The following is a 21,480-nucleotide window of genomic DNA, read 5'->3' on the forward strand; positions in this document are numbered from 1 at the left end:
GTAAGAACAAAAATATAATAATTATGAAATACCCAGTAGGTTTATCTATCATATTGAATGCTCTTGCTGCTATCAGCATATTGTCCGGATGCAGTGATTATCTGGACAGAGAGTATGATTCGTTTATTGACAACGAGATGACCTTTACTTCTTATGAACGTACAAGCAAATTTCTAGTCAATGCTTATCGGTATCTGCCCGATGGTTTCAACCGTATCGGTTCTGAAGCTATGCTGGATGCCGCTACCGATGATGCCGAGCATGCTAATGCCTCCTGCAACATCCAACATTTCAACACCGGTGCCTGGAATTCAAGGTCCAATCCGGATGATTTGTGGAATAAGTATTACGCAGGAATTCGCATTGCGAATGAATTTATAGAAAATGTAGGCAGGGTGAATCTGGATAAATACAGACTTGATCCGGATAATCAGAATGAATATCAAAACCGTCTGAATGACCTGAAAACATGGAAATATGAAGCCCGTTTTTTAAGAGCGTTTTTTCATTTTGAACTGGTGAAGCGTTTCGGACCTGTACCTGTAATTACTTCTACACTATCTGTCAATGCAGATTATTCGGAGACTCCACGTCCGTTGATGGACGATTGTATTTCATTCATCTCCAGTGAATGTGATAAGGTAGCCGAAGTACTTGATTTAACTCCAGGACGAGGAATCGATTCGGATTTGGGACGTGCAACGAAAGGAGCCGCATTGGCTTTGAAAAGCAGAGTCTTATTGTATGCGGCCAGTCCCTTGTATTTGGACTGGCAGAATCTTTCGGAAAGCTATCTTCCTTCCGATATGGAGAAATGGAAAGCTGCAGCACAAGCTGCGAAAGACGTAATCGATCTGGGTGTATATTCGTTGTATGGAAATTATGCCACCTTATTCAAGAATAACTTTCAGAATTCCGAGTTTATTCTGATGCGTCGTTACGGAAACAGTTCCGATTTTGAAAAATATAACTTTCCTGTCAGTTATGGTGGGATAGGCGGCATCAATCCCTCGTTGAATCTGGTAGACTCTTATGAGATGAAAGATGGTAGCTATTTTTGTTGGGAGAATGAGGAAAATGCTCTTCGTCCGCAATTCTACCGGGATGACAGGTTGAATGCTACTATTCTGCTGAATGATTCCGCTTGGAAAAGCACAGTGGTAGAGAACTGGGACGGTGGAAAAGACGGTTTGGGCGTTACCAATGCAACAAAAACCGGATTCTATCTGAAAAAGTACCTCAATGAAGATGTGAATATCCAAACCGGTGGAGGAAGTCAGGGACATATCTGGCCGTTGTTTCGTTTAGCGGAGATTTATCTGAATTATGCGGAAGCCTTGAATGAATGTGATCCCGAAAATTCGGATATAGCAGAGTACGTCAATCGAGTGCGCAGCCGTGCCGGACAGCCTAATCTGCCTTCCGGATTGACGCAGGACGAAATGCGTGAGCGCATCCGGCGTGAACGTCGTGTCGAACTGGCATTTGAGGAACATCGTTCGTGGGATGTAAGACGGTGGAAGATTGCGCAAGAAACACTCGGAGGAGATTTGCTAGGGCTTGAAATCACCCGTAAGAGTCAGGCTCGAAGAGCTGTTACCCGAAATTCTATAATACCGGCTAACGAAATTCCGGAAGGATGGCATTATTATGATGGAGATGAATTCAATGATTTGGTCATAAATAACTCATATTGGGGGCAGTATGGAAGCGACACTCCAGTAGGAAACTCTCAGTATGGGCAACCCACCGGGAATATCCAGACTTATCGTAGAAAACAGATTACGATTGAGAAAGGGAGTGGTGGATTGAGCTTTGCCCGGATAGCAGCCACCAAGGATGACAATCCACCGGCTCCGGCATTAAGTACCGCCAGTACGAGAGAAGGATGGTGGTCGGGAGCTTTATCCAGTCGGGATACCGACAAATATGGCTATCAGGGGAAATATTATCCTCTGCATTCCCGTATTGAGATTCGTGCAAAGATACCTTATATATATGGTATATGGATGGGACCATGGTGCCGTCATTATGCAGGAGCCAGTGTTGCGGAACTTGACATCGAAGAGTTTTTCGTCAAGGAATTTGAGAATACGGTTTCACCCCGGCGGCTTAGCCAGGCTTTACACTTGCATGATAATAAAACAGGTAATCTGGGAGTCAACGTGAATGGTTACGGACGGCATACAGTGCTTGATTTTGATCCGGGATCGGACTTCCATACGTATGGCGTTCAGGTAGATCCAGACCCGGTTTCTCCGGATAAGCATGCTATCATCAGCTACCTGTTGGATGGTAAAGTAACCAATACATTCAAGACGATTGATTATGATGACAGATATAATACATTTATAACCAAAGCAATAGCAGAGGGAAGAGAAAAACGGACCTGGGACATTGCGATAACCGGACAGATCGGAGGAAAGAATGAAAATGGTATCGGTTATCCCGAAGACAGGAATGCCAATTTGAGAAACGTTTCGATGGATGTAGACTGGGTGCGTGTATTTACCCGGGATGAAATAGAACCGGAGATTCCTGAAAAACCGGAATATCCCGTCGAGAAGTTTTATTACTCTCGTGCTGTGGTAGAAAAGAGAGTGTTTGATTCAAAAATGTATTGGTATCCCATACCTGAAAGTGAGATTCTGCAGTTGAAGAACTGGAAACAGAATCCCGGTTGGTAAATTATTAAAAAGAAATATCATGTTGAGAATAAAGATTCTAATAATCATATTTTGCTGTATCGGGGCGGTGAAGGCTCAAGCCGTTATTCCTCCTTCATCAGAAATCTCTCCCGGATGGATTTACTACGATGGAGATGAGTTTAATGGAGATGCGATCGACTCCCGGTATTGGGGAATATATGGTTCCCCAAAAGTGGGGCGCCCCACCTATAATCAGAAAAATAAAGCCATGCTTCAGACATACCGTCCGGATCAGGTCTTTATCGAAACCCTTCCTACAGGAGAGAAGATTTGTCGAATTCGCTCATTCAAAAGTAAAGATGCGCCCAGTCCCGTTCATTCCAGTGTAAAGAATAAGACGGGATGGTGGTCGGGAGCATTGTCCAGCAGGGATGCCGATGCAGAGAAATATTATCCGCTTTTTTGCCGCATAGAGATCAAAGCCAAAGTCCCATATTTATATGGGCTTTGGAATGCACTTTGGCTGAGGCATTATAAAGGAGCTGGAGTGGCCGAAATAGATATACTGGAGTTTTTCACCAAAGCTTTCGGGGAGAATCCCTATCCGGCCAAAGCGAATCAAACCTTGCATTTGTTTAATTCGGAAACGCAAAAGTTGGGAATCAATCTACCCAAAGGCCAGATACGATATACTGAAATCGGAGACGATAAGCCGGGAGATAATTTCCATGTATATGCGGTTCAGATAGATCCTGATCCTGTTGATAACAATCATGCTATCATTACGTTTTTGATAGATAATAAAGTCAACTACCAGATACATACCCGTACACAGTTGGGAGATGCATATACTGATTTTATCACTAAAGCTCGTAATGAGAAACGGCTGGACAGAGTTTGGGATATTGCTATCACCGGGCAGGTAGGAGCATTTGACAAGTTGGACGTTGGCTATCCTGCGGAGGAATTGCAGCAATTTGATTTTGATATTGACTGGGTAAGGGTCTATGTTCGCGATCCGCATACCCGGATTGTCGGAAATAGTAAATTACCTTACACTCCGGAAGCGGATTCTTTTGTTAAGGATTTGCTCTCACGGATGACTGTGGAAGAGAAGATCGGCCAGTTATCCCAATACGTAGGCCGTACGCTTTTAACCGGTCCTGAATCAGAATATTTGAACGATTCATTGATAGCACGCGGACTTGTAGGGTCTGTTTTGAATATATCCGGTGCAAAGACATTGCGTGATTTGCAGGAAAAGAATATGCGTCATTCCCGGATAAAGATACCGATTCTGTTCGGTATGGACGTGATTCATGGATATAAGACAATCTTTCCGACTCCTTTGGCGGAATCGTGTAGTTGGGATTTAGCAGCGATCGAACGTGCTGCCAAGATTGCTGCGATTGAATCCTCGGCAGCCGGACTACATTGGACGTTCGCTCCTATGGTCGACATCGCAAGAGACGCCCGTTGGGGCAGGGTGGTGGAAGGAGCAGGAGAAGACACCTATCTGGGAAGCGAAATAGCTAAAGCAAGAGTAAATGGTTTTCAGTGGAATCTTTGGGAGAATAATTCAGTATTGGCGTGTGCAAAGCATTGGGTAGCTTACGGACTTCCTCAGGCTGGAAGAGATTATGCTCCGGTGGATATGTCAGAACGGACTTTGTTTGATATCTATCTGCCTCCTTTTAAGGCTTGCATTGATGCGGGGGTACTTACTTTTATGAGTGCTTTCAATGATATAAATGGTATTCCTGCATCCGCACATCCGTTTCTGCTCAAAGACTTATTGAGAGGGCAATGGAATTTCAATGGTTTTGTGGTAAGTGATTGGGAAGCTGTGAAACAACTGGTGGCGCAGGGAGTGGCGGAAGACGATAAAGATGCTGTCCGCCTGGCTTTCAATTCCGGCATAGACATGGATATGACGGATGGACTCTATAATAAATACATGAAAGAACTGATAGAAGCCGGCAAAATCAGCATGGAAGATGTGGATAATTCCGTCAGTCGGATTCTTCATATCAAATATGCTTTGGGACTGTTTGCTGATCCATATAGATTCTGTAATGAAGAATACGAATCGCAGACAATCATGAAAAAAGAATTTCTGGATGCGGCACTGGACATGGCTCATAAATCGGCTGTCCTGTTGAAGAATGACAATCACATATTACCGCTGGCAAAAAATGTCCGTTCCATTGCGGTGGTAGGTCCGCTGGCTGATAATCAGACTGAACTGCTGGGTTCGTGGAGAGCAAGAGGTGAAGAGCGCCATGTGACGACTGTGTTGCAGGGAATAAAGAATAAAATTGCCAATAACAATACGAAAATTGGATATGCTCGTGGTTGCGATTTTGACGGAGAAGATAAGTCAGGATTCAAAGAAGCGGTGAGATTGGCTTCCAAAAGTGATATGGTGATTGCTGTTGTCGGTGAAAAAGCTTTGATGAGTGGTGAATCGAGAAGCCGTGCCCAACTGGATTTGCCGGGTGTGCAGGAAGAATTGATAAAAGAACTTGTTGCCACAGGGAAACCCGTTGTCGTCGTATTGATGAATGGGCGTCCGCTATCTATCGAATGGGTGGACAAGAACGTATCGGCCATTCTCGAAACTTGGTTTTTAGGTACTTCTGCAGGAACTGCTATCGCTGATATACTGTTTGGTGATTATAATCCTTCCGGAAGATTGACCATTTCTTTTCCACGGGTGGAGGGACAAGTACCGGTTTACTATAACTATAAGAAATCCGGACGTCCGGGAGATATGCCCCATTCCTCAACCACCCGGCATATTGATGTCCCGAATGCTCCGCTCTATCCTTTCGGATACGGTTTGAGTTATACCACATTCAGTTATTCAGCTCCACGGAGTACCCAAAAGGAATATACGCGACAGGAGACTATCTCCGTTTTGGTGACAGTAACCAATACCGGAGACAGAGATGGTGAAGAGACTGTGCAACTATATGTGAATGATAAAGTTGCTTCTGTTGTGCGTCCTGTAAAGGAATTGAAGGCATTCAAGAAAATATTCTTGAAAGCGGGAGAGTCAAAGACCATTCAGTTTGACATTTCTCCTTTAGCTTTAGGCTTTTATGATGCTGCCATGAACTACGTGGTAGAACCCGGTGAATTTGAAATTATGACTGGCTGTAATAGTAATGATTTACAAGCCATATCGGTTAAACTAATAAATTAGAAGGAGGAACCGTTCTATGAGAAATTGGATAATTGTATTTTTTGTCATCTTTGCCGCCCGGCTTTCCGCACATGATGGTGACAATATAAAGATCACACATGGTCCTTATCTGTGTGATATGAGTACCGATGGCGTGACAGTGGTATGGATTACAAACAAACCTGCTCTTTCGTGGGTGGAAGTGGCGCCTACCGGTGAAGATCATTTCTATGGGAAGGAACGTCCGAGGTTTTACGATACGGAGTCCGGACGTAAGCGGGCCAATGATACAATCCACCGTGTACGCATCAAGCATTTGGAACCCGGCAAGGAATACAGATACCGGATCTTTTCGAGAGAAGTTGTCTCCTGGCCTTCGAGCGACTGGGTGACTTATGGATCGATTGCTGCTTCAAATGTATACAAGCAAGAACCTTTCAGGTTTAGAACCTTCAACGACAGGAAGAAGGAGATTTCCTTTCTGGTATTAAATGATATTCACGGGCGGAGTGACTATATGAAGTCCCTGTGCCGGGAAGTAGATTTCAAATCCCTTGATTTCGTTTTGCTTAATGGAGATATGTCGTCATGGGTAGAGGGGCAGGAGCAGATATGTAAGGATTATATTGATGTTTGTGTCGAATTGTTTGCGTCCGAGGTGCCTATTGTTTTCAATCGGGGAAACCATGAAACACGTGGAGTTTATTCCGATGCGTTGATAAAGTATTTTCCTACGTCTGCCGGAACTTTCTATTATCGTTTCAATATAGGTAAAGCTTGTTTTCTTGTTCTTGATTCCGGTGAGGATAAGCCGGATTCGGATTTGGAGTATGCCGGTATCGCCGACTATGACAATTATCGGGAAGAAGAAACCCGATGGTTGCAGAGTGTGGTGGAAGAAAACGATTTTAAGCAATCATCCCTTCGGGTCGCATTCCTGCACATCCCGCCGACGATAGGCAACTGGCATGGAAACTATCATTTACAGCAAACCTTGTTGCCCGTTTTAAATACGGCTGGAATTGATTTGATGTTATCCGGACACACTCATAAATATTATTTCCGTAAATCAGAACCCGATAAAGCCAACTTTCCCATCCTTGTCAATGATAATAACAGTTATTTGCTTTGTAAGATAAAAGATGGAAAAATGGTGATTGATGTGGTAGGAACGAATGGAAAAGATAAGAAACAACATCAGTTTGATGTGAAATTTTAGTCAGATACCATTAGATTCCAATAGTATAGTTATTTATAATTTAATGTAATCATGAAGATGAAGACTATAATAAAATTATTATTTGTATTTTCGTTGCCACTTATCTTCTGTCGTTGTGCCGACAACGGGATACACTATGAACGGGAAATCAATGTTCCCGAAGGTATCTATCTGACGGGAAGCGCATCCCAATTCTCGGTAGAGGCAATCAATGGTAAGATGAACGTGATAAAAGAGGGCACTTTGGTCGCATTGAACACATGGCTGACATCCAGCGGGGATTTTCATATCTCTTTAGTCGGACCGGATGGACAACCTGTTTATTATGGACAGGGAGCGCTTTTACAAAACGACGACAGTGAGATATCAACTTATTCTTTGGCTTCTGGAGCCGGCGGTTTCAGAGTAATGGAAGATGGATTGTATCAGATAATTGTGAATCCCTTATTGAAACAGGTTAATATCGTCCCATTCAAATTCCGTTTGACGAGTAAATTCGAACTGACAGAAGACGGTGAAAACGAACTCTTTCTTCAAAAACCGTTTTACGATCATATTAATCATGTGGTTACCTGGGTGTCTAGTGACAAGTTAGAAGTTATATTGCCGGCAGAGTTTTCGTTTAATTATACCGATAATACATCTTTTGATGTGAAGGAGACGGATACGGAGAAATATACATTCTCTTCTATGTACACCGGAACGGGAGGAAGTATAAAAATGAATGTTTTAACTGAAGAATATGCTGAACTAACCAACCAGTCGCAAGTGCAACTCAATCTAAAGAACAAAGGTGAGTATAAAGTTACACTTCAATATGAAGTCTTGACAGGAAGATTCTTTGCGAAGATGACGGGTAATGAGATCATAGAACCCGAACCGGAGGGGTATCCGGAGAAATTGTATATGATTGGCGATGAATTTGGAAACTGGAACTGGAGTTCGACAAATGTGGTAGAGATGGTTCCTGTGGGACAGCTTGGCAATGGTGCATTTTGGACTATCAAGTATTTCAATGCTGGGCAGGGAATCAAATGGGCATCGGAAAAATCTGATGCGGAAAGTTTTGCCTCTTTGGGTACAAATATCAATTATGTTGTAGGCAGTAACGGAAGAGCGATGGTAGAAACAAGCGGCCTGTATTTGGTATATGTAGATATGAACCGTAATCTCATAGCTTTTGAGAAACCTGCCGTCTATGGAATAGGTGAGTGCTTTGACGGGCAAGAAGTATCATTCGAGCTTTCCGGGCAGAAATTCTCTGCTGTCACTACTACAAAAGGTAACCTTCAGATGTATGCAACTTCCGACTATAACAATAGAGACTGGAACAGTATGGAATTCAACATCTATAATGGACAAATCTATTATCGTGGTGTAGGTGCTGCACTGGAATCGGTTCCTGTTACTTCTAATATACCAATAGAACTTGAATTCTCTCAAGATAAAGGTAAAATCGCTGTAACTTTTGCCTCTCCGAGTGATGTCCCCTCAACAGCGAAAGCTATTTACATGGTTGGCGATGAATTTGGAAACATGAATTGGGGTTCGGATGGGGTCATCTCATTGGATAAGGTTTGGAACAGTGCCGACCGATGGATACATATTAATTATTTCAATGCCGGAACTAAAATTCGTTTCTCTACATCCAAGATATTTGGTGATGGAGAGTTTACCGGACTGACTAATAATGTGGGCTTCGAAATCTCTGACGAAGGGCTAGTGGTTATCCCCCAGAGTGGTACTTATATCATTTTCGTTAATTTAGGTTCGAAGACCATTTCCATTCAAAAGCCTGTAATCTATGGTTACGGAACGGCAGCCGGAGGAAACAACGAGAAGATCTTACCTTTTACGGAAAGTAGCGACGGGAAAACATTTTCTGTTACTTTACCTAATGAAGGACGTTTCAGAATAAATCCTTATATTCCTGCTTTTGATAATCTTAATCCTTCATTTGGCGCTTGGAAACGCGAATATGCTGTTAATCCGGAGACTCTTGAAATCTATTTGCGCAAAGAGGGCATGAATGAACCGAACAAAGATTATGTATGGGCTGCCAATACTATAATAACCCTTGATTTCAGGGCAGCGAAAGGAACAATAGTAGTTCCTTAGCCTGATCTGCTTCAATATTATATTCATTTTCTAACAGTTGTTTGCCGGATTTCCTTTTATTTGGCAAACAACTGTAATTTTTTTTTATTCTATGATTAGCGTTTTTTACGTTTTAGCTATTTTCTACCCGGTTCATCAATTTTCCGGATATCTCATGCAGCTTCCTGTTGCGTTCCGGTTCCTGTTCTGCCGTTTTTTGCGTTCCGCCGGAAAACAAAAAATCCCGATTTCATTTGGAAATCAGGATTTTACTGTTTTTTGCTTTTCTTTAAAGTGGTGCCACCAGGAATCGAACATTTAAAGTTCTTTGTTTTTAAAGTCCTGATAAACAGCACTAAATCTTATATCGTTAAAATCAAAACCATTGAATTAGCCATATTCCTAATTTCAATTATTTCAATCTTTATCGCTGTCATTTTTTTGACGGTGCAAAGATATGGAAAAGGTTCGATTCCTCCAAATAGTATTGGCATAAAATTACAGAAAACTTTATAATGTATTCATTTATGCTGGAATGAATGGCATATATATGAAGAGAACGTCTTTAGGAAAATTTCCGAAGACGTTCTCTTCTATACTGCCGGCTTTTAAAAAGCTTCCAGCCTGTTTTCATCCAGCAGTTTTATAATATCCTTCTCTTTATAAAGTATCCTGCCTCCCAGCCGGTAATAGGGGATAAGCCCGGTTGTCCTGTGTTCAACCAGTGTCCGGCGTGTTATCTTCAGTGATTCGGACAGTTCAGCTTCGGTGATGTACCTGTCACCGTTCAGGACAGGTCTGTATCTGTCCGGTTCGCTTCTTAAGAGTTCAGTGATGTGTCCAATGTCCTGAAAGAACCGGATAATTTCTGGACTTTCCCTTGTCAGTAAGTCATGTGCCATATTTCTTTGTTTAATTGTTTCCTTTTTGTAACACTCCTTCCATGTATGTGACGATGTCTTTTTTCCGGTAATAGATTTTCCTGTCTATCCTGCTGTACGGGATTTTTCCCGTGCTGCGCAAAGTAAGCAACTTCCTTGGAGAGATATCCATCATAATGCATGCTTCCTGATTATCCATCCATTCCGTCAGTCTTTCCTCCTGCCGTATTCCTCTTCCTGTCCGGATATCCCGGATGATTGAGCTTAACGCCTGCTTCATTTCTTCAAATGTTGTGGCTTCGATACTGATCACTTCCATAAGCTTTTGATTTTTTGTCCGATGCAAAGGTATGCTGCCGGTAAGTTTGTTTCCAAGTCTCTGACTACAGGTGTCAGCAGATGTCGTCAGATTTCACGGATAGTTGGTCAAATTGTAAATCGTATTTACAATTTGTACCCGAACTTTACAACATCCGGGATTACATTTTACAGTGCTTTTTGTAATTTTCTATTTTATATTTCTTTGTGAATTAGAATGTTATGTAAAAAGATGGATTCGTTTTTTTGAATCCGGCATGTAATTTTCATTATAGTGTAATATACTCTTGTAGTGCGCACAGGAAGAGTATTCAGGTAATCACTTTTTAAAACAATGGAGGATATGCCATGATGTATATAGATAATGAGGTACTTGAGAAAATGATAATGACTATGGTGGAAGGTTTTAATCGCCTTGAAAAGAAACTTGATCGTATGAACCGCCTGAAAGACTGCCTGGACGGCGACACCTTGCTGGATAACTGTGACCTTGCGCAGCTTCTGGGCGTGACGCAACGGACCATCGCCCGTTATCGTGAAAAGGGACTCATCCGTTACTATCAGACGGATGAGAATGGAAAGAACTTTTATCGTAGTTCGGAAATACAGGAATTTCTGCGACAGAGGGGAAAGAAAAAATCAGCTCAGTGATCTGTCAGGCAAGGGTCTGTGATATTCTTTGTATCTGAAGGAACTGGTATGAAAAATATCTATTTTTTGTAATTATGATTGACATAGAGAATGCTTTTTAAGATGAAATGTAACCTGGTTCGTATCCTGTTATGAGACTACTATTGTGTGAGTATTATAGGCTTATTTTCTGTTGTTACAAATGGAAACTGGTTAAAACAGGGAAGGGGGTCCGGATTAATGCGGATTAAATCCTGAATCCGGTTCCGGTTTTATACGGATTGGAAGAAAATTGCAGATGCTTCCCTTGCCGACAGCTGTAGCTTCGGCAAGGAAAACTGTCTGTTTCACATAGTCTATATTGGTATCGGATTAACCCGGAGTGTGTCCAAATTGATATATGCCCCCCGGTACAGGGTTCTTCCTTCCTTGAACATCCTCCATAGGATGTCACAGCCGACTTGTGCCAGTATGGAGTTGATGTACAGGTCCTGTCTTTCCAGTGCTTCCGCCAGTGAGCAGCTCGGTCCGGAGTCCTTCTCTTCTATTGTGGAATAGTTCACCTCCTCGGTGATGACATTCATTCCGGGTACCGGCATGAATTCTTTTGATGTCGGCTGCCGTATCTTGTTGCGGACAGTGCCTATGACGACTTGTCCGGTGGTTTGCGCATTCCCGAAATCCATCCAGTAATAAACCGCCCTTTCATTGTTTACGGAGGCCTCCCTGTATTTTTTCAGGAATCTCCACAGTTCCAGTCGTGAGCGGGTATTGTCCGTGCAGGTGATGATGATATTCGCCGGCCTTGTCCTGTCATCCCCGTTTTCCTGTGTTTTCCGTACGGGATAGCGGCAGTTTTCCGCCGTCCATGTTGTTCCGAAAAAACGGTTGACGCGTGTGACGGCCGCCGTCGCCTTGCATTGCCCCAGTTCCGTCTCACTGAAGAGCTGGCGTCCTATATTGGCTTCTGTGATAATGTCGGGATCGAATACGGTGACGTGCAGTCCCGGATGTCCCAGTGCCTGCAACGCGACGTTCATGCGTGCCAGGTTGGTTATGACCTGTGATCCCGTGCCCCCTGCACCCGCAACATGGATAGTGACGGGATGGTAAGGTTTCAGCAGGTAGCTGTCCGTGTAATGAATCTTTTTCATGCCAGTATGTCTTTAAGTTTCTTTCCGGATTGTTGTAACTCGCTGTAATCAAACGGATTGTTCCGGGCATGTTCCGTTACGGAAACCAGATTGCTGCGGGTCGGGTTCCTGTTACCTCCCAAATGTGAGAACTCGCTCATCCAGAAACGCTTTTCCCAGTATTCCTGAAATTCCAGAAAATCCATGTCCTGCGGTTTCTTTAGCGATGAACTGCCCAGGCAGACGTTCGCCCCGGTTACATTGAAGAACGGCGCCAGATACAGTTCTGTCCGCTCTTCGGGGATTGCTCCCTTGAAGGCGTGTATGTCCATGCATTCCCTTTCCACCATGTAGATGACGCCCGGTACGTTGAATGTCCCGTCTGTAATGTGCAGCCCGTCCTGAAAGTACATTTTTCTCTTCTGTGGCGGATTGTACCATATGTACCTTTCGCGCCCTTTTCTGGAGTCGCACAGGAGCATGTTCCCGGGGATGCGTCCGTGCGGGATTCCGCTCATGCTTTCCGTGTATGATTCCACCAGTGAGTTCATGAACTCATAGGTTACCGGAATGCCGGCCCCCATCCGTCCTTTCTCATTGACGGGCCTGAGTTCGAGATAACTTCGCGGGGTTGAGTAATCTGTCGTTTCGCATTCATAGGCGACAAGTACCGCTCTGGGATGCATGATTTGCTGCATCTGTTTTGTCAGTTCATTCATTTTCCTGTTTTATTAGAAGTTATTTGTAATGAGTTTGATGAAGCATGTGAGCCATTGGGAAAACCGCTCCGGAAAGTCATCCATGGAGAAAGGCTTTTCCGTGTCCGGTGTCAGGTGGAATGTCGTGACAGGTGTGATCACATATGATTCCTGATAGTCCGAGTTGAAATAGTTTTCCATTTCGTCGTTCATGGCGTCCTTTACCGACCAGGTGACCATGAGCTGTGTATCCAGTCCCACCGGCCTGAAATCTGCTGCCTCCTCGTATGCCCAGTCGTAGGAGTATTGCATGATGCTCGGGTTGCCGTGTGAAATGTATGCCGTACCTTCCGTGAGCAGTTCCAGCAATGCCCGCTCATTGTTCTTCTTCGTATGGTATTTCCGTATTTCCCCCTCCAGATCCGCAAGAAATCCCTTTGGATTGTCCATTCTCTCCAGTATACGGTGCGCCTTCCCTTTTTCATACAGTCTGGCAAGTGCGGCCTTGCGTCTGATCTCTCCTGCCGTCGCCTCTTCGTCGTAGAGCCTGTAGTCTTCCAGGTAATCGTGTGCCATTTCGTAGTAGCTGGTATCCGTGCTTTTGGGTATGCCATGGTGCCGGGCGAGCTGCCGGATAAATTCCAGTGCTATCTTTCCGAGTTTCTCCGGCAGTCTCTCCGTGAATTCCAGCGGTATCCAGAACAGTTTATATTCCGGCCACTCATGGAACCGGTAGAGGCAGAAGTACAGCCTTCCGTTCTCCTCTTCCAGGTTGACATGCTCCGGGAGTATGGTGTCCATTGCCCGGTACAGTTTGACGATGTTCATCCTCGGTGATTTCCCGGTCGGACGGAAAGGAAGCCTGAGGTCGACAAGTGCGCTGTATCTGAGTGCCGATCGGTACAGGAAATCAAAATTCTCCCTTGTCGTAAGATTGACTTTCTCTCCCGCGCGGATCTCCATACAGTAATCGGGGGTAACGGGGAGAATTCTCCCCGTTAGAAAATCATTACGGTTCCTGCCGGCGGCAGCCTTCTTTTCTTTCTGCTGCCGGTTCCCCGGCTGATGTCTGTGCATCCGGCCTCGCTGATAATAAGTCGTGCCAGGGCTTCCGTTTGTAGTTCCGATAACTGTCTGCATGTTGTCTCCTCCTTTTTCTTAGGGTTTGTTTTCTTTGCCATAGCTTATCCTTTCGTTCCTATGGTGGTTTTGAACCGGTATACCGCGCGGTCCTCTTCGAGTTCCGGCCCGTGCAGGGTTGCCGTGGTCAGTTCCGGATAGTTCATGGAATAGAAGTCCGTCACTTCGGAAAGGGACATTCTGCTGTCCGGATCTTCCAGTGTCAGGGTGTCATTTCCTTTTTTCAGGATGAATACTCTTTTGAGTCCTTTGATATCAAGTGCCATATTATTTAAAGTTTTAATGGTTTAACAACATATAAGCTCCGCCTGTGTCTCGTCCTTCATGCGGCATTCCTGCGGGAAGTCTATGTATTCCGCATACGGGTCTTCGCGCAACAGTTCCCTGTCACTTTCATCGTCCTTGTCAAAAGTGAGCGCTTCTGTGGCCGGTTGTGGCGATGACTGGTATTCCCTGCCCGTATTTTCCCGGGCTGTCTGTATGACGGTTGCCTGCGGCTGCAGGGGAACGGGTTGCGGCTGTTGCCATGATTGTGTCTGTGGGTACTGTCCGCCGGGCTGGCGGAAGTACGTTTGGGGTTGTTCCGCTGTTTGTTGCGGACTGCCGTTTGCGGGATTCCGGCAGTATCCTTCGTACATTGGCTGTGGTTGCGGTGTTCCCGGATAATATTGTGGTACGGGCTGCGGCTGTACTATCTGCGGTCGGGGCATCGGTTGTTGTACCGGTTGCGGGATTGCTTGCTGTACAGGCTGTTGTGGAGGTTGTGACGTGAACATCCGCATTTGTCCGTCAGGCCGGTTTCCGTTCGCCGTACCGTTTGCGGGCGGCTGTTGTGGGAGCGGCTGTGTATCCGTTTCAGGAAACAGGCAGCCCTGTGACGACTCCTTCTGCACTTCCTGTATCCTTGCCTCTATCTGTTTCTGTCTGTCCGTATCTGCGAGTACCTTGGCCTGCCTGAAGCAGGTTGTCGCTTCCGAGTATCTTCCTGCCGTGAACGCCTCCTCCGCACGTTTGAGGAGTTTTTCCATCTTTTCCTGTTTTTCACGTGCCTCTTTTGTCTTCTTGTCGTTGGCGGTTCCGGCCGCCTTGTCTTGTGTTGCGGCGAGCCGTGCCTGCTGCTCGAAGGTTTCAAGGTTGGTGAGGATTCCCTGCGCTTTCTGCAGCGGTGTGGTGATGATTTGCAGGAATTGTCCGTCCAGTTCCATGGGGGTGCCGTTGAGTATGAGCGGCACGATGGCCTGTCCGGCTTCATCCTTGAGTGTTGTACGTCTGGGCATTACCGCTACGGACAGTTTTCCGTCCGTTCTCCTGATGTTGATGTTCAGGTCTGTGCCTGCCGACATTATCTGATAAATTGATTGGAAAAACATAATGGTTGTTTTTTTATTGTTATACATAGGTTTCCTTGAGATATGTCTTCAGAATTTCGTCTCTGTCCGGTCGCTTCGTGATGTCAAGCAGTGGCTTGAGATAATACCCGATGTTTCTGGGCTCATCAACCGTATTGGGAAATCTTCTCTTTGCAGGCCTGATGCTGCGCGTTGTCGGCCACAGTGCGGGTGCGACCGGAGCTGACGGGGTGAATTTTCTTGTTTCCATTTCATTTGTTATTTAAGGGTTTATAATATCATTCCGATGAGGATCAGAATGGTGAGAATTGTCGCCAGGAACGGGAGGAACCTTAGCAAAATACGGATTATGCCTTCCGCCATTGTCAGTAACAGGATGGTATGTACCGGAATTATGCCTTTGCGGCATAGCAGGAGTATTGCTGCGGCTGCCAGCAGTGTGACCGCCGGCTTGCAGATGCTTGCGATGGATTTCTGTTTCATGTCCTTGTTGTTTTTATGAGTGTATGATTATCCCTTCGGGATCTGTTTTCCCGATTTTACAGGCCTTCGTTTCCCGGATTGCCCTTTTGTGTCAAGGCTTGGCGAAAGAAAATACCGGAGCGTAGCGAGGATGATTTTCTTTCAGCCGACCGGCCCGCAGGGCTGCCTTGACACGAATACGGGGTAATCCGGTACCTTTGCCGCCTAAAAGCGGCATAACAGATGCCTGATAAATAAAAAATGCAGACTTTTCAGCCTGCATTTCCCGTTCCTATATATAGCTTCTATCTTTCACATTTCCGGAAGATATCTTCCGTTACCTCTCCCGAGAGTTTGAGTACCCCCTTCATGAATTCTTCCTGTGTAAGTTTTCCTCTTTCCATTCGTGCCAGTTGCGCTTCCCAGCCCGAAGTCAGTGCGGTTCCCGCTATTTTCATGTTCCGTACCGTCTCATATATGTAAAGCCCCTTTCGTGTGGGGATGATGTATTTGCCTGAATAACGTACATATTTGCGGTCAATCAGGGTCTGCAGGATTCCTGTACGCGTGGCCGGCGTTCCCAGTCCGGCAGTGTCCATGTAGGTGATCAGTTCCGCGTCGGTATATGCGGATACGGGCAGGTCCTTCCTGTGTATCAGGCTGCATCCGGTAACAGCGGCCGTCTCCCCGTTTTCCAGTTGCGGGATGGGGGAGAAGCCGTATTCCCTTCTTGCAATGACGCTTTCCCTTTCGAATATGCCGAACCATCCCTTTTCAATGATGCGGCATGCATGACACCGGAAATTTCGTGCGGCACATACGGCATCCACAGTGGTGTATTCCGCCCTGCATGCGGGCATGAAGGCTTCCAGCATCCGTCCGATAATCATCATGTACAGCTGCATCTCCTCCCGGTTTAATCCTTCCGGATATGTATCGGTAATGATGATGGCGTGGTGTTCCGCCGCCTGTCCTTCGTCGACAACCTTGTCCGGCAGGTCGAATATGTTGATCCCCATGCTTCTGACATACGGTCGGAATTCCTTCCTGTTCAGGATTTTCTCCATGATACGGGGCAGTTTGTCGTAAACGTCCCGTGGAAGGAAACGTCCGGCAGTTCGCGGATAGGAAATCAGTTTCTTCTCATAAAGTTTCTGTGCGATTTCAAGCGATTTTCCGGCAGTCATTCCGTAATAGTTGTTGGCGTCTTTCTGGAGTTCGGTCAGGTTGTAGAGGGCTGGAGGCTCTATCTCCCTGACCTGTCTGCTGACAGCGGTGACGCGTGCATGTCCGGCCAGTTTGCAGTCACTGTAAAGCCGTGCAGCCGCCTCCCGGTCTGTGAATTCTTCCGTACAGCGCATTTTGAGCAGGGTGTTATTTTTGCACAGGCTGATAAAAACCGGAAAGGTGTCCGTGGCAATGTGGTTCTCACGTTCACGGTAACGGCTGCTTATGACTGCCAGTACGGGCGTCTGCACCCGTCCCAGTGAGTTGTTTCCCGTTCCGGTCGCCTGGCAGAGGGCATAGCTGGCGTTGAGTCCCAGTACCCAGTCCGCCTTGTTGCGGCTGTCCGCTGCCAGAAACATGCGGTCATACAGGCTGCCGGGCCTGAGGTTGACCATTCCCTCCAGTACGGCTTCGTCCGTAAGTGACGAGATCCATAGACGACGGTAGGGTTTCCTGCATTCCAAATACTGGTAAAGGTACCTGAACACCATTTCTCCCTCCCGGGAGGCGTCGGTGGCCGCAATAATGCTCTCGCAGGCGGCGAATACTTTCTCGATCACTTTCAGCTGGAGGACTGCGTTGATGTCCGGTATCCATCCCGTATCGGTCTTGATGTGTTTTACCATCAGTCTGAAGGGGGCGGGATTTATCGGGAAGTCCCCGCGTTCCGGGCGGTCCATCCCGTAATCCTTCGGCATGGCCAGCGAAAGCATGTTGCCGAAGGTCCATGTTACCATGTACCCGTTCCCGCTCATGTATCCGTCCTCTCTGGTATGTGCTCCCAGAATTCTTGCTATCTCTTTTCCCACATTGGGCTTGTCTGTCAATATCGCAATCATGTTCTTTTTCCATTTGATGTTCCCCGTACCTTCGCAATAAAACCGGTACGGGGAAATTGTGTATACTTTTGATTCTGTCTGTATGGGGCAGGGATTATCCGCCGGCTTCGCTTTCCGCTTCGGGACTGATCCCGTTGATTTCCATTACCGGCTTTCCGTCCGTCCCCACCGTGATCCTGAGGGTGGCGTCCATTGTTAAGCGGAGTGCGGAAGTGCGGATTTTCAATGGGACGGTTTCCGTTTCCTCCCCTTGCAGGAGCAGTTCCATGTCCCCGCTTTTTTCCAGTTCTTCTTTGTGGATACCGATGTTCTCCAGTTCTTTCCAGTCAAGGTCTTCCTTTCTGAATATCCGGTTGTCATTCTGATTCATGTCTTTTTTTCTGATGAATGGTTAATGATTCTTTTTTGTATTCTTTTTATACGGCCTGTCTGCTTCCTTTCTTCTGTTCCTGCTGCCGGTTTTGCGTGTCGTCCGCCTGTGCGGCACGCCGGGCCGTATTGCGGCGTATGTCGGGATTTTCCTGGAAGTATTGCAGCTGTCCGGAATTTGCGTTCACTTTCAGGTAGGAACTGAATGTCTTGTTGTTGGCGCTTTTCAGGTCCGATACGAGTATGGCTTTTCCGTCCTGCAGGTTGGCCCGTTCCTGTGCCGTGAATACATGCCCGTATACTTCCGCCGGAACGACCGGCACCTGGCGCTCGCTGAAACCGTCCGGTGTACGCGAGTATTGCGGCCTGCCCGTATTCATGTCCAGTTTGACGAAGGAGGAGAACTCTTCCCCCTTGCGGTTGATCATGTTTTCAAGGAAGACGGGTTGTCCCTTGCGCAGCGCCTCCTTGTCCTCGGGAGTCAGTAGCACGTTGCAGATTTCCTTCGGGATGTATATTTCCCCGTTCTCCGGATTATGTCGTGTATATTGCGGTCGGCCGGTCACCTTGTCCAGCGTGACGAAAGAGGAGAACAGCGCTCCGTCGGTGCGTTTCATATCCTCTACAAGGATGGTATGTCCTTCGCTGAGCATTTTGATCTGGTTGGGTGAAAGTTGTACGCCTCCCAGGCTCTGCTGGTTGAATCCCTTACTTTCCGGATAGATGAATTCCAGTCCTCTGCGTTCCGCGCTGTATTGGAGTGTGGCGTCGAACGGCTTTCCGTTTTTTGAGGTCATTCCGTCCACATATACCGGTTGTCCTTCCTTCAGCGCGTTTATTTCATCCGCTGTCAGCCTGATGCCTTTCACTTCACTTGGTATGTACACGTTTTCCTGCCGTACGGCAACCAGCTCGTTGGTATTCTTGTCAATGGAGATGAGACAGGGTGTATAGGATCCCCCGTTCAGGTTCAGTTCCGCCACCCGTCCCATGTTTCCTGTCTCACGGAGGTTCTTCTTGTCCTCTTCCGTGAAAATGTGTCCGAAATAGGGCCTTTCCAACTCCGGTTCCTTGCGGATGCCGTGGATACCCAGACCGATCTGCCCGTCCGGCATGGTGATGAATGAGAGGCGTGCGTCCAGTTTGACCCTGGCACCTGTCAGCGTCAGTGTCAGGGGAACCAGTTTGTTGGTTTTGTATCCTTTCAGCATGGAATCCAGCAGTCCCTGTTGTTCGAGGGAAGTTTTGGAGACGCCCATCTTTTCCAGTGCGTCCCAGTTTACCATGTTCTCGTCATAACGGTAGCGTGGTGCCTGCTGTTCCTGTGGTTGTCCTGTTGAAACTGTCGGTTGTGGTGCCTGCTGTGGTACCTGTTCCTGCGGGTTTTGTTTTTGTTTCTTTGCCATCGTTTCTGTTTCTTTTTCGTTTTTACTCTGTTCCTTGTTTTCTCTCGGCCGGATTTCGTAGCGTTTGAGGAACTTTTTTACTGCGTCCGTTTCCTTACCTTGTGACAAATCCCTGATTGCCTGCCTGTTCTGCTTGTAATCATGGATGGTCATTCGTATGAGCCTGAAATGTGTCGGTTCCTTGAGCTGGCTCCAGAAGTTCCTGATGAAGTTTTCGAGGATACTGGAGTTTTTCTCGAATTTCAGAAAGGAGTTTTCGTTCTTTTCCTCGGCGGGAACCGTTCTGGCCTTTCCTTCCCCGTTAATTTCGCTGACGGCTTGCACACCGGCTTTGGGGTCCTCCTTGTTGTGGACAAACAGTAGTTCGTTGATTTGTTCCACATAGGGCTTTTCTTTGGCGGATTTCTGCGTTTTGCGCGTCCGCTTCGGTTTTTCTTTCACTTCTTTTTCTTGTGCCATGATCCATCATTTTGAGATTAATGTTTTCGTTTGACAGCTCAAAAATAGTGGCTGAGATTGAATAAAATGCTGATTCTCAAAACGGTGACATCACGTGTCGTTAGATGTCAGCAGATGTCAATCAAAAAAGGATGATGGTGGAAAAAGGGGAATAAGGAAGAAAAGAAATACACAGGCCGGTTAATAAAGTGAGAGAAATTTATGTAGAACAGAGGGAGCCGGAGTCCCTGTCTTTATTGGGGACAGTTTTTCTTTAATTATGAATTTACTTTGGGAACTGTGTAGTTAGTTTGTGTAATATTGTAGAGATGTTGGTAAAAAGAAAGGGAATGGTGGAAATGTGATCTATGCGTCACGTCGGTCGCAGTTAGTCCCTATAATCCTTCCATTAAATCAAAAACGTGGTCGGAGCGTTTTTTTCAAAGGAATTTTCTCCGACGAAGTCGCGAAGAAAACTTCTTTGAAAAACGTAAGCCGGAACGTGGAGACAAGACGTTTTTGATTTATCTTTATTATGGGGAATAACAGTGTTATTCAAAAAGAAATGTAATTGTAATAATATTACCTGATGTTTATCAGACGGCTAAAGTCGATAAAATAATCGGGAACATAGTTATAAAAATATTAAATTTATAACACTTAAATGATTACCGTTATGTTCTCAAGTACTAAATTTACAGAGATTTATTATATGGTAGATAATTTCTGCAAGGTATTTACATTGCAACAGAAGAAATATATGGTCGAAGATAGTACTCATAATTATTTGAACAAATCAAACCATATGAGTGATACCGAAATAATAGCATCCTTGTCTTGTTACATTCGGGTAAATTTAGGTATTTTAAACATTATTATAAGGAATATGCCTGCAGCTTTTGATTCTACTTTTCCCTCATTGTGTATCCTGCAACCACTATGTGGAATTGTCATGAGGGCACTGAAAAGGTTTCTTTTTTTGTTACTCTATCGTTTTATGAATTAGTCCTTCAAAGGTGCATATAGTATGATAGATTTTATACATATGTAACATTTTCTATGCTGGTGGTTAGGAATTATCTATTGGACTAGAAAGGCTTTTTATTTTAAAGGTAAGATGGACTGAGGGCTGTCTTATCTTAGTTTGAGTATTCTTTTTAATATTTAGAATGAAGATGGTCATTACTCCTACAGATTGAACATTCTAGACATTTTTCATTCAACAACCTTATTGCCAATACTCTCTGCTATTGCGATTTATTTCTTTGAAAAGAAGTCTGCCATTAATGTATGTTTTATCAAGGACCGATAACTTGTTCTTTTTTGAACTATATCGAATTTATACTATATTTGGATCCATTAGTGTCCCATTAAAATTGGGACGCATTAAATAAACTTGGCCCATTTGGTCCGAATCGTTCTTTGTCATTTTGAAATTT

General features: G+C 45.4%; 18 protein-coding genes. 6 read left to right on the forward strand and 12 right to left on the reverse strand.

From position 1 onward, the window contains the following. Positions 1-23 precede the first annotated feature (23 nt). The 4 genes from RDN93_RS13790 to RDN93_RS13805 are packed head-to-tail and all read left to right on the forward strand — an operon-like array spanning position 24 to position 9,172. The gene (locus tag RDN93_RS13790; RefSeq protein ID WP_308746043.1) at positions 24-2,687 is read left to right on the forward strand and encodes a RagB/SusD family nutrient uptake outer membrane protein; all 2,664 of its coding nucleotides are present in this window, start codon (positions 24-26) and stop codon (positions 2,685-2,687) included. Between the two features lie 19 nt (positions 2,688-2,706). After that, entirely contained in the window at positions 2,707-5,856 is a 3,150-nt protein-coding gene (gene bglX / locus RDN93_RS13795; protein WP_308746044.1) for a beta-glucosidase BglX, read from the forward strand. A gap of 16 nt (positions 5,857-5,872) precedes the next feature. Next, positions 5,873-7,054, forward strand: a complete 1,182-nt coding sequence (locus RDN93_RS13800) for a metallophosphoesterase (protein ID WP_308746045.1) — start codon at positions 5,873-5,875, stop codon at positions 7,052-7,054. A 57-nt stretch (positions 7,055-7,111) separates the two neighbouring features. Further along, positions 7,112-9,172: a SusF/SusE family outer membrane protein gene (locus RDN93_RS13805; protein ID WP_308746046.1), complete on the forward strand. Its 2,061-nt coding sequence runs from the start codon at positions 7,112-7,114 to the stop codon at positions 9,170-9,172. Between the two features lie 587 nt (positions 9,173-9,759). On the opposite strand, the gene RDN93_RS13810 is transcribed toward RDN93_RS13805, so the two are convergent. Continuing rightward, positions 9,760-10,053, reverse strand: a complete 294-nt coding sequence (locus tag RDN93_RS13810; protein WP_004323236.1) for a helix-turn-helix domain-containing protein — start codon at positions 10,051-10,053, stop codon at positions 9,760-9,762. A gap of 10 nt (positions 10,054-10,063) precedes the next feature. After that, positions 10,064-10,351, reverse strand: coding sequence for a helix-turn-helix domain-containing protein (locus RDN93_RS13815; protein WP_308746047.1), 288 nt, complete (start codon positions 10,349-10,351; stop codon positions 10,064-10,066). Between the two features lie 347 nt (positions 10,352-10,698). On the opposite strand from RDN93_RS13815, the gene RDN93_RS13820 reads away from it, so the two are divergent. Continuing rightward, positions 10,699-11,001 (forward strand): helix-turn-helix domain-containing protein, encoded by a 303-nt coding sequence (locus tag RDN93_RS13820; RefSeq protein ID WP_113748226.1) that lies wholly within the window; start codon positions 10,699-10,701, stop codon positions 10,999-11,001. Between the two features lie 335 nt (positions 11,002-11,336). Here the strand turns inward: RDN93_RS13820 and RDN93_RS13825 are convergent, their stop codons facing one another. From RDN93_RS13825 to RDN93_RS13850, 6 genes are read right to left on the reverse strand one after another with little or no spacing between them, the layout of a single operon-like run. Further along, on the reverse strand, positions 11,337-12,134 hold the full coding sequence (locus tag RDN93_RS13825) for a PRTRC system ThiF family protein (RefSeq protein WP_308746048.1): 798 nt from the start codon (positions 12,132-12,134) through the stop codon (positions 11,337-11,339). After that, positions 12,131-12,832, reverse strand: coding sequence for a prokaryotic E2 ligase family D protein (locus RDN93_RS13830; protein ID WP_308746049.1), 702 nt, complete (start codon positions 12,830-12,832; stop codon positions 12,131-12,133). The genes RDN93_RS13825 and RDN93_RS13830 overlap by 4 nt, the downstream gene beginning before the upstream one ends. A gap of 12 nt (positions 12,833-12,844) precedes the next feature. Further along, the gene (locus tag RDN93_RS13835; RefSeq protein WP_308746050.1) at positions 12,845-13,951 is read right to left on the reverse strand and encodes a hypothetical protein; all 1,107 of its coding nucleotides are present in this window, start codon (positions 13,949-13,951) and stop codon (positions 12,845-12,847) included. Between the two features lie 44 nt (positions 13,952-13,995). Continuing rightward, positions 13,996-14,217, reverse strand: coding sequence for a PRTRC system protein C (locus tag RDN93_RS13840; protein ID WP_004323222.1), 222 nt, complete (start codon positions 14,215-14,217; stop codon positions 13,996-13,998). Between the two features lie 21 nt (positions 14,218-14,238). After that, the gene (locus tag RDN93_RS13845; protein ID WP_308746051.1) at positions 14,239-15,321 is read right to left on the reverse strand and encodes a PRTRC system protein E; all 1,083 of its coding nucleotides are present in this window, start codon (positions 15,319-15,321) and stop codon (positions 14,239-14,241) included. 19 nt (positions 15,322-15,340) lie between these two features. After that, positions 15,341-15,550, reverse strand: coding sequence for a hypothetical protein (locus RDN93_RS13850; RefSeq protein ID WP_004323219.1), 210 nt, complete (start codon positions 15,548-15,550; stop codon positions 15,341-15,343). A gap of 36 nt (positions 15,551-15,586) precedes the next feature. On the opposite strand from RDN93_RS13850, the gene RDN93_RS13855 reads away from it, so the two are divergent. After that, on the forward strand, positions 15,587-15,802 hold the full coding sequence (locus tag RDN93_RS13855) for a hypothetical protein (RefSeq protein ID WP_308746052.1): 216 nt from the start codon (positions 15,587-15,589) through the stop codon (positions 15,800-15,802). A gap of 72 nt (positions 15,803-15,874) precedes the next feature. Here RDN93_RS13855 and RDN93_RS13860 read toward each other — a convergent pair whose 3' ends face one another. The 4 genes from RDN93_RS13860 to RDN93_RS13875 all read right to left on the reverse strand — a co-directional run bounded on the left by RDN93_RS13860 (position 15,875) and on the right by RDN93_RS13875 (position 20,062). Then, positions 15,875-16,045, reverse strand: coding sequence for a hypothetical protein (locus tag RDN93_RS13860; RefSeq protein ID WP_308746053.1), 171 nt, complete (start codon positions 16,043-16,045; stop codon positions 15,875-15,877). A 22-nt stretch (positions 16,046-16,067) separates the two neighbouring features. Then, complete coding sequence (locus RDN93_RS13865; RefSeq protein ID WP_308746054.1) at positions 16,068-17,828, reverse strand: DNA topoisomerase; 1,761 nt, start codon at positions 17,826-17,828, stop codon at positions 16,068-16,070. A gap of 94 nt (positions 17,829-17,922) precedes the next feature. Then, positions 17,923-18,198: a DUF4099 domain-containing protein gene (locus tag RDN93_RS13870; RefSeq protein WP_308746055.1), complete on the reverse strand. Its 276-nt coding sequence runs from the start codon at positions 18,196-18,198 to the stop codon at positions 17,923-17,925. 46 nt (positions 18,199-18,244) lie between these two features. Beyond that, positions 18,245-20,062: a DUF3945 domain-containing protein gene (locus tag RDN93_RS13875; protein WP_308746056.1), complete on the reverse strand. Its 1,818-nt coding sequence runs from the start codon at positions 20,060-20,062 to the stop codon at positions 18,245-18,247. Positions 20,063-21,480: the final 1,418 nt, after the last annotated feature.

The sequence above is a fragment of the uncultured Bacteroides sp. genome (assembly GCF_902491285.1).
Classification (GTDB): domain Bacteria; phylum Bacteroidota; class Bacteroidia; order Bacteroidales; family Bacteroidaceae; genus Bacteroides.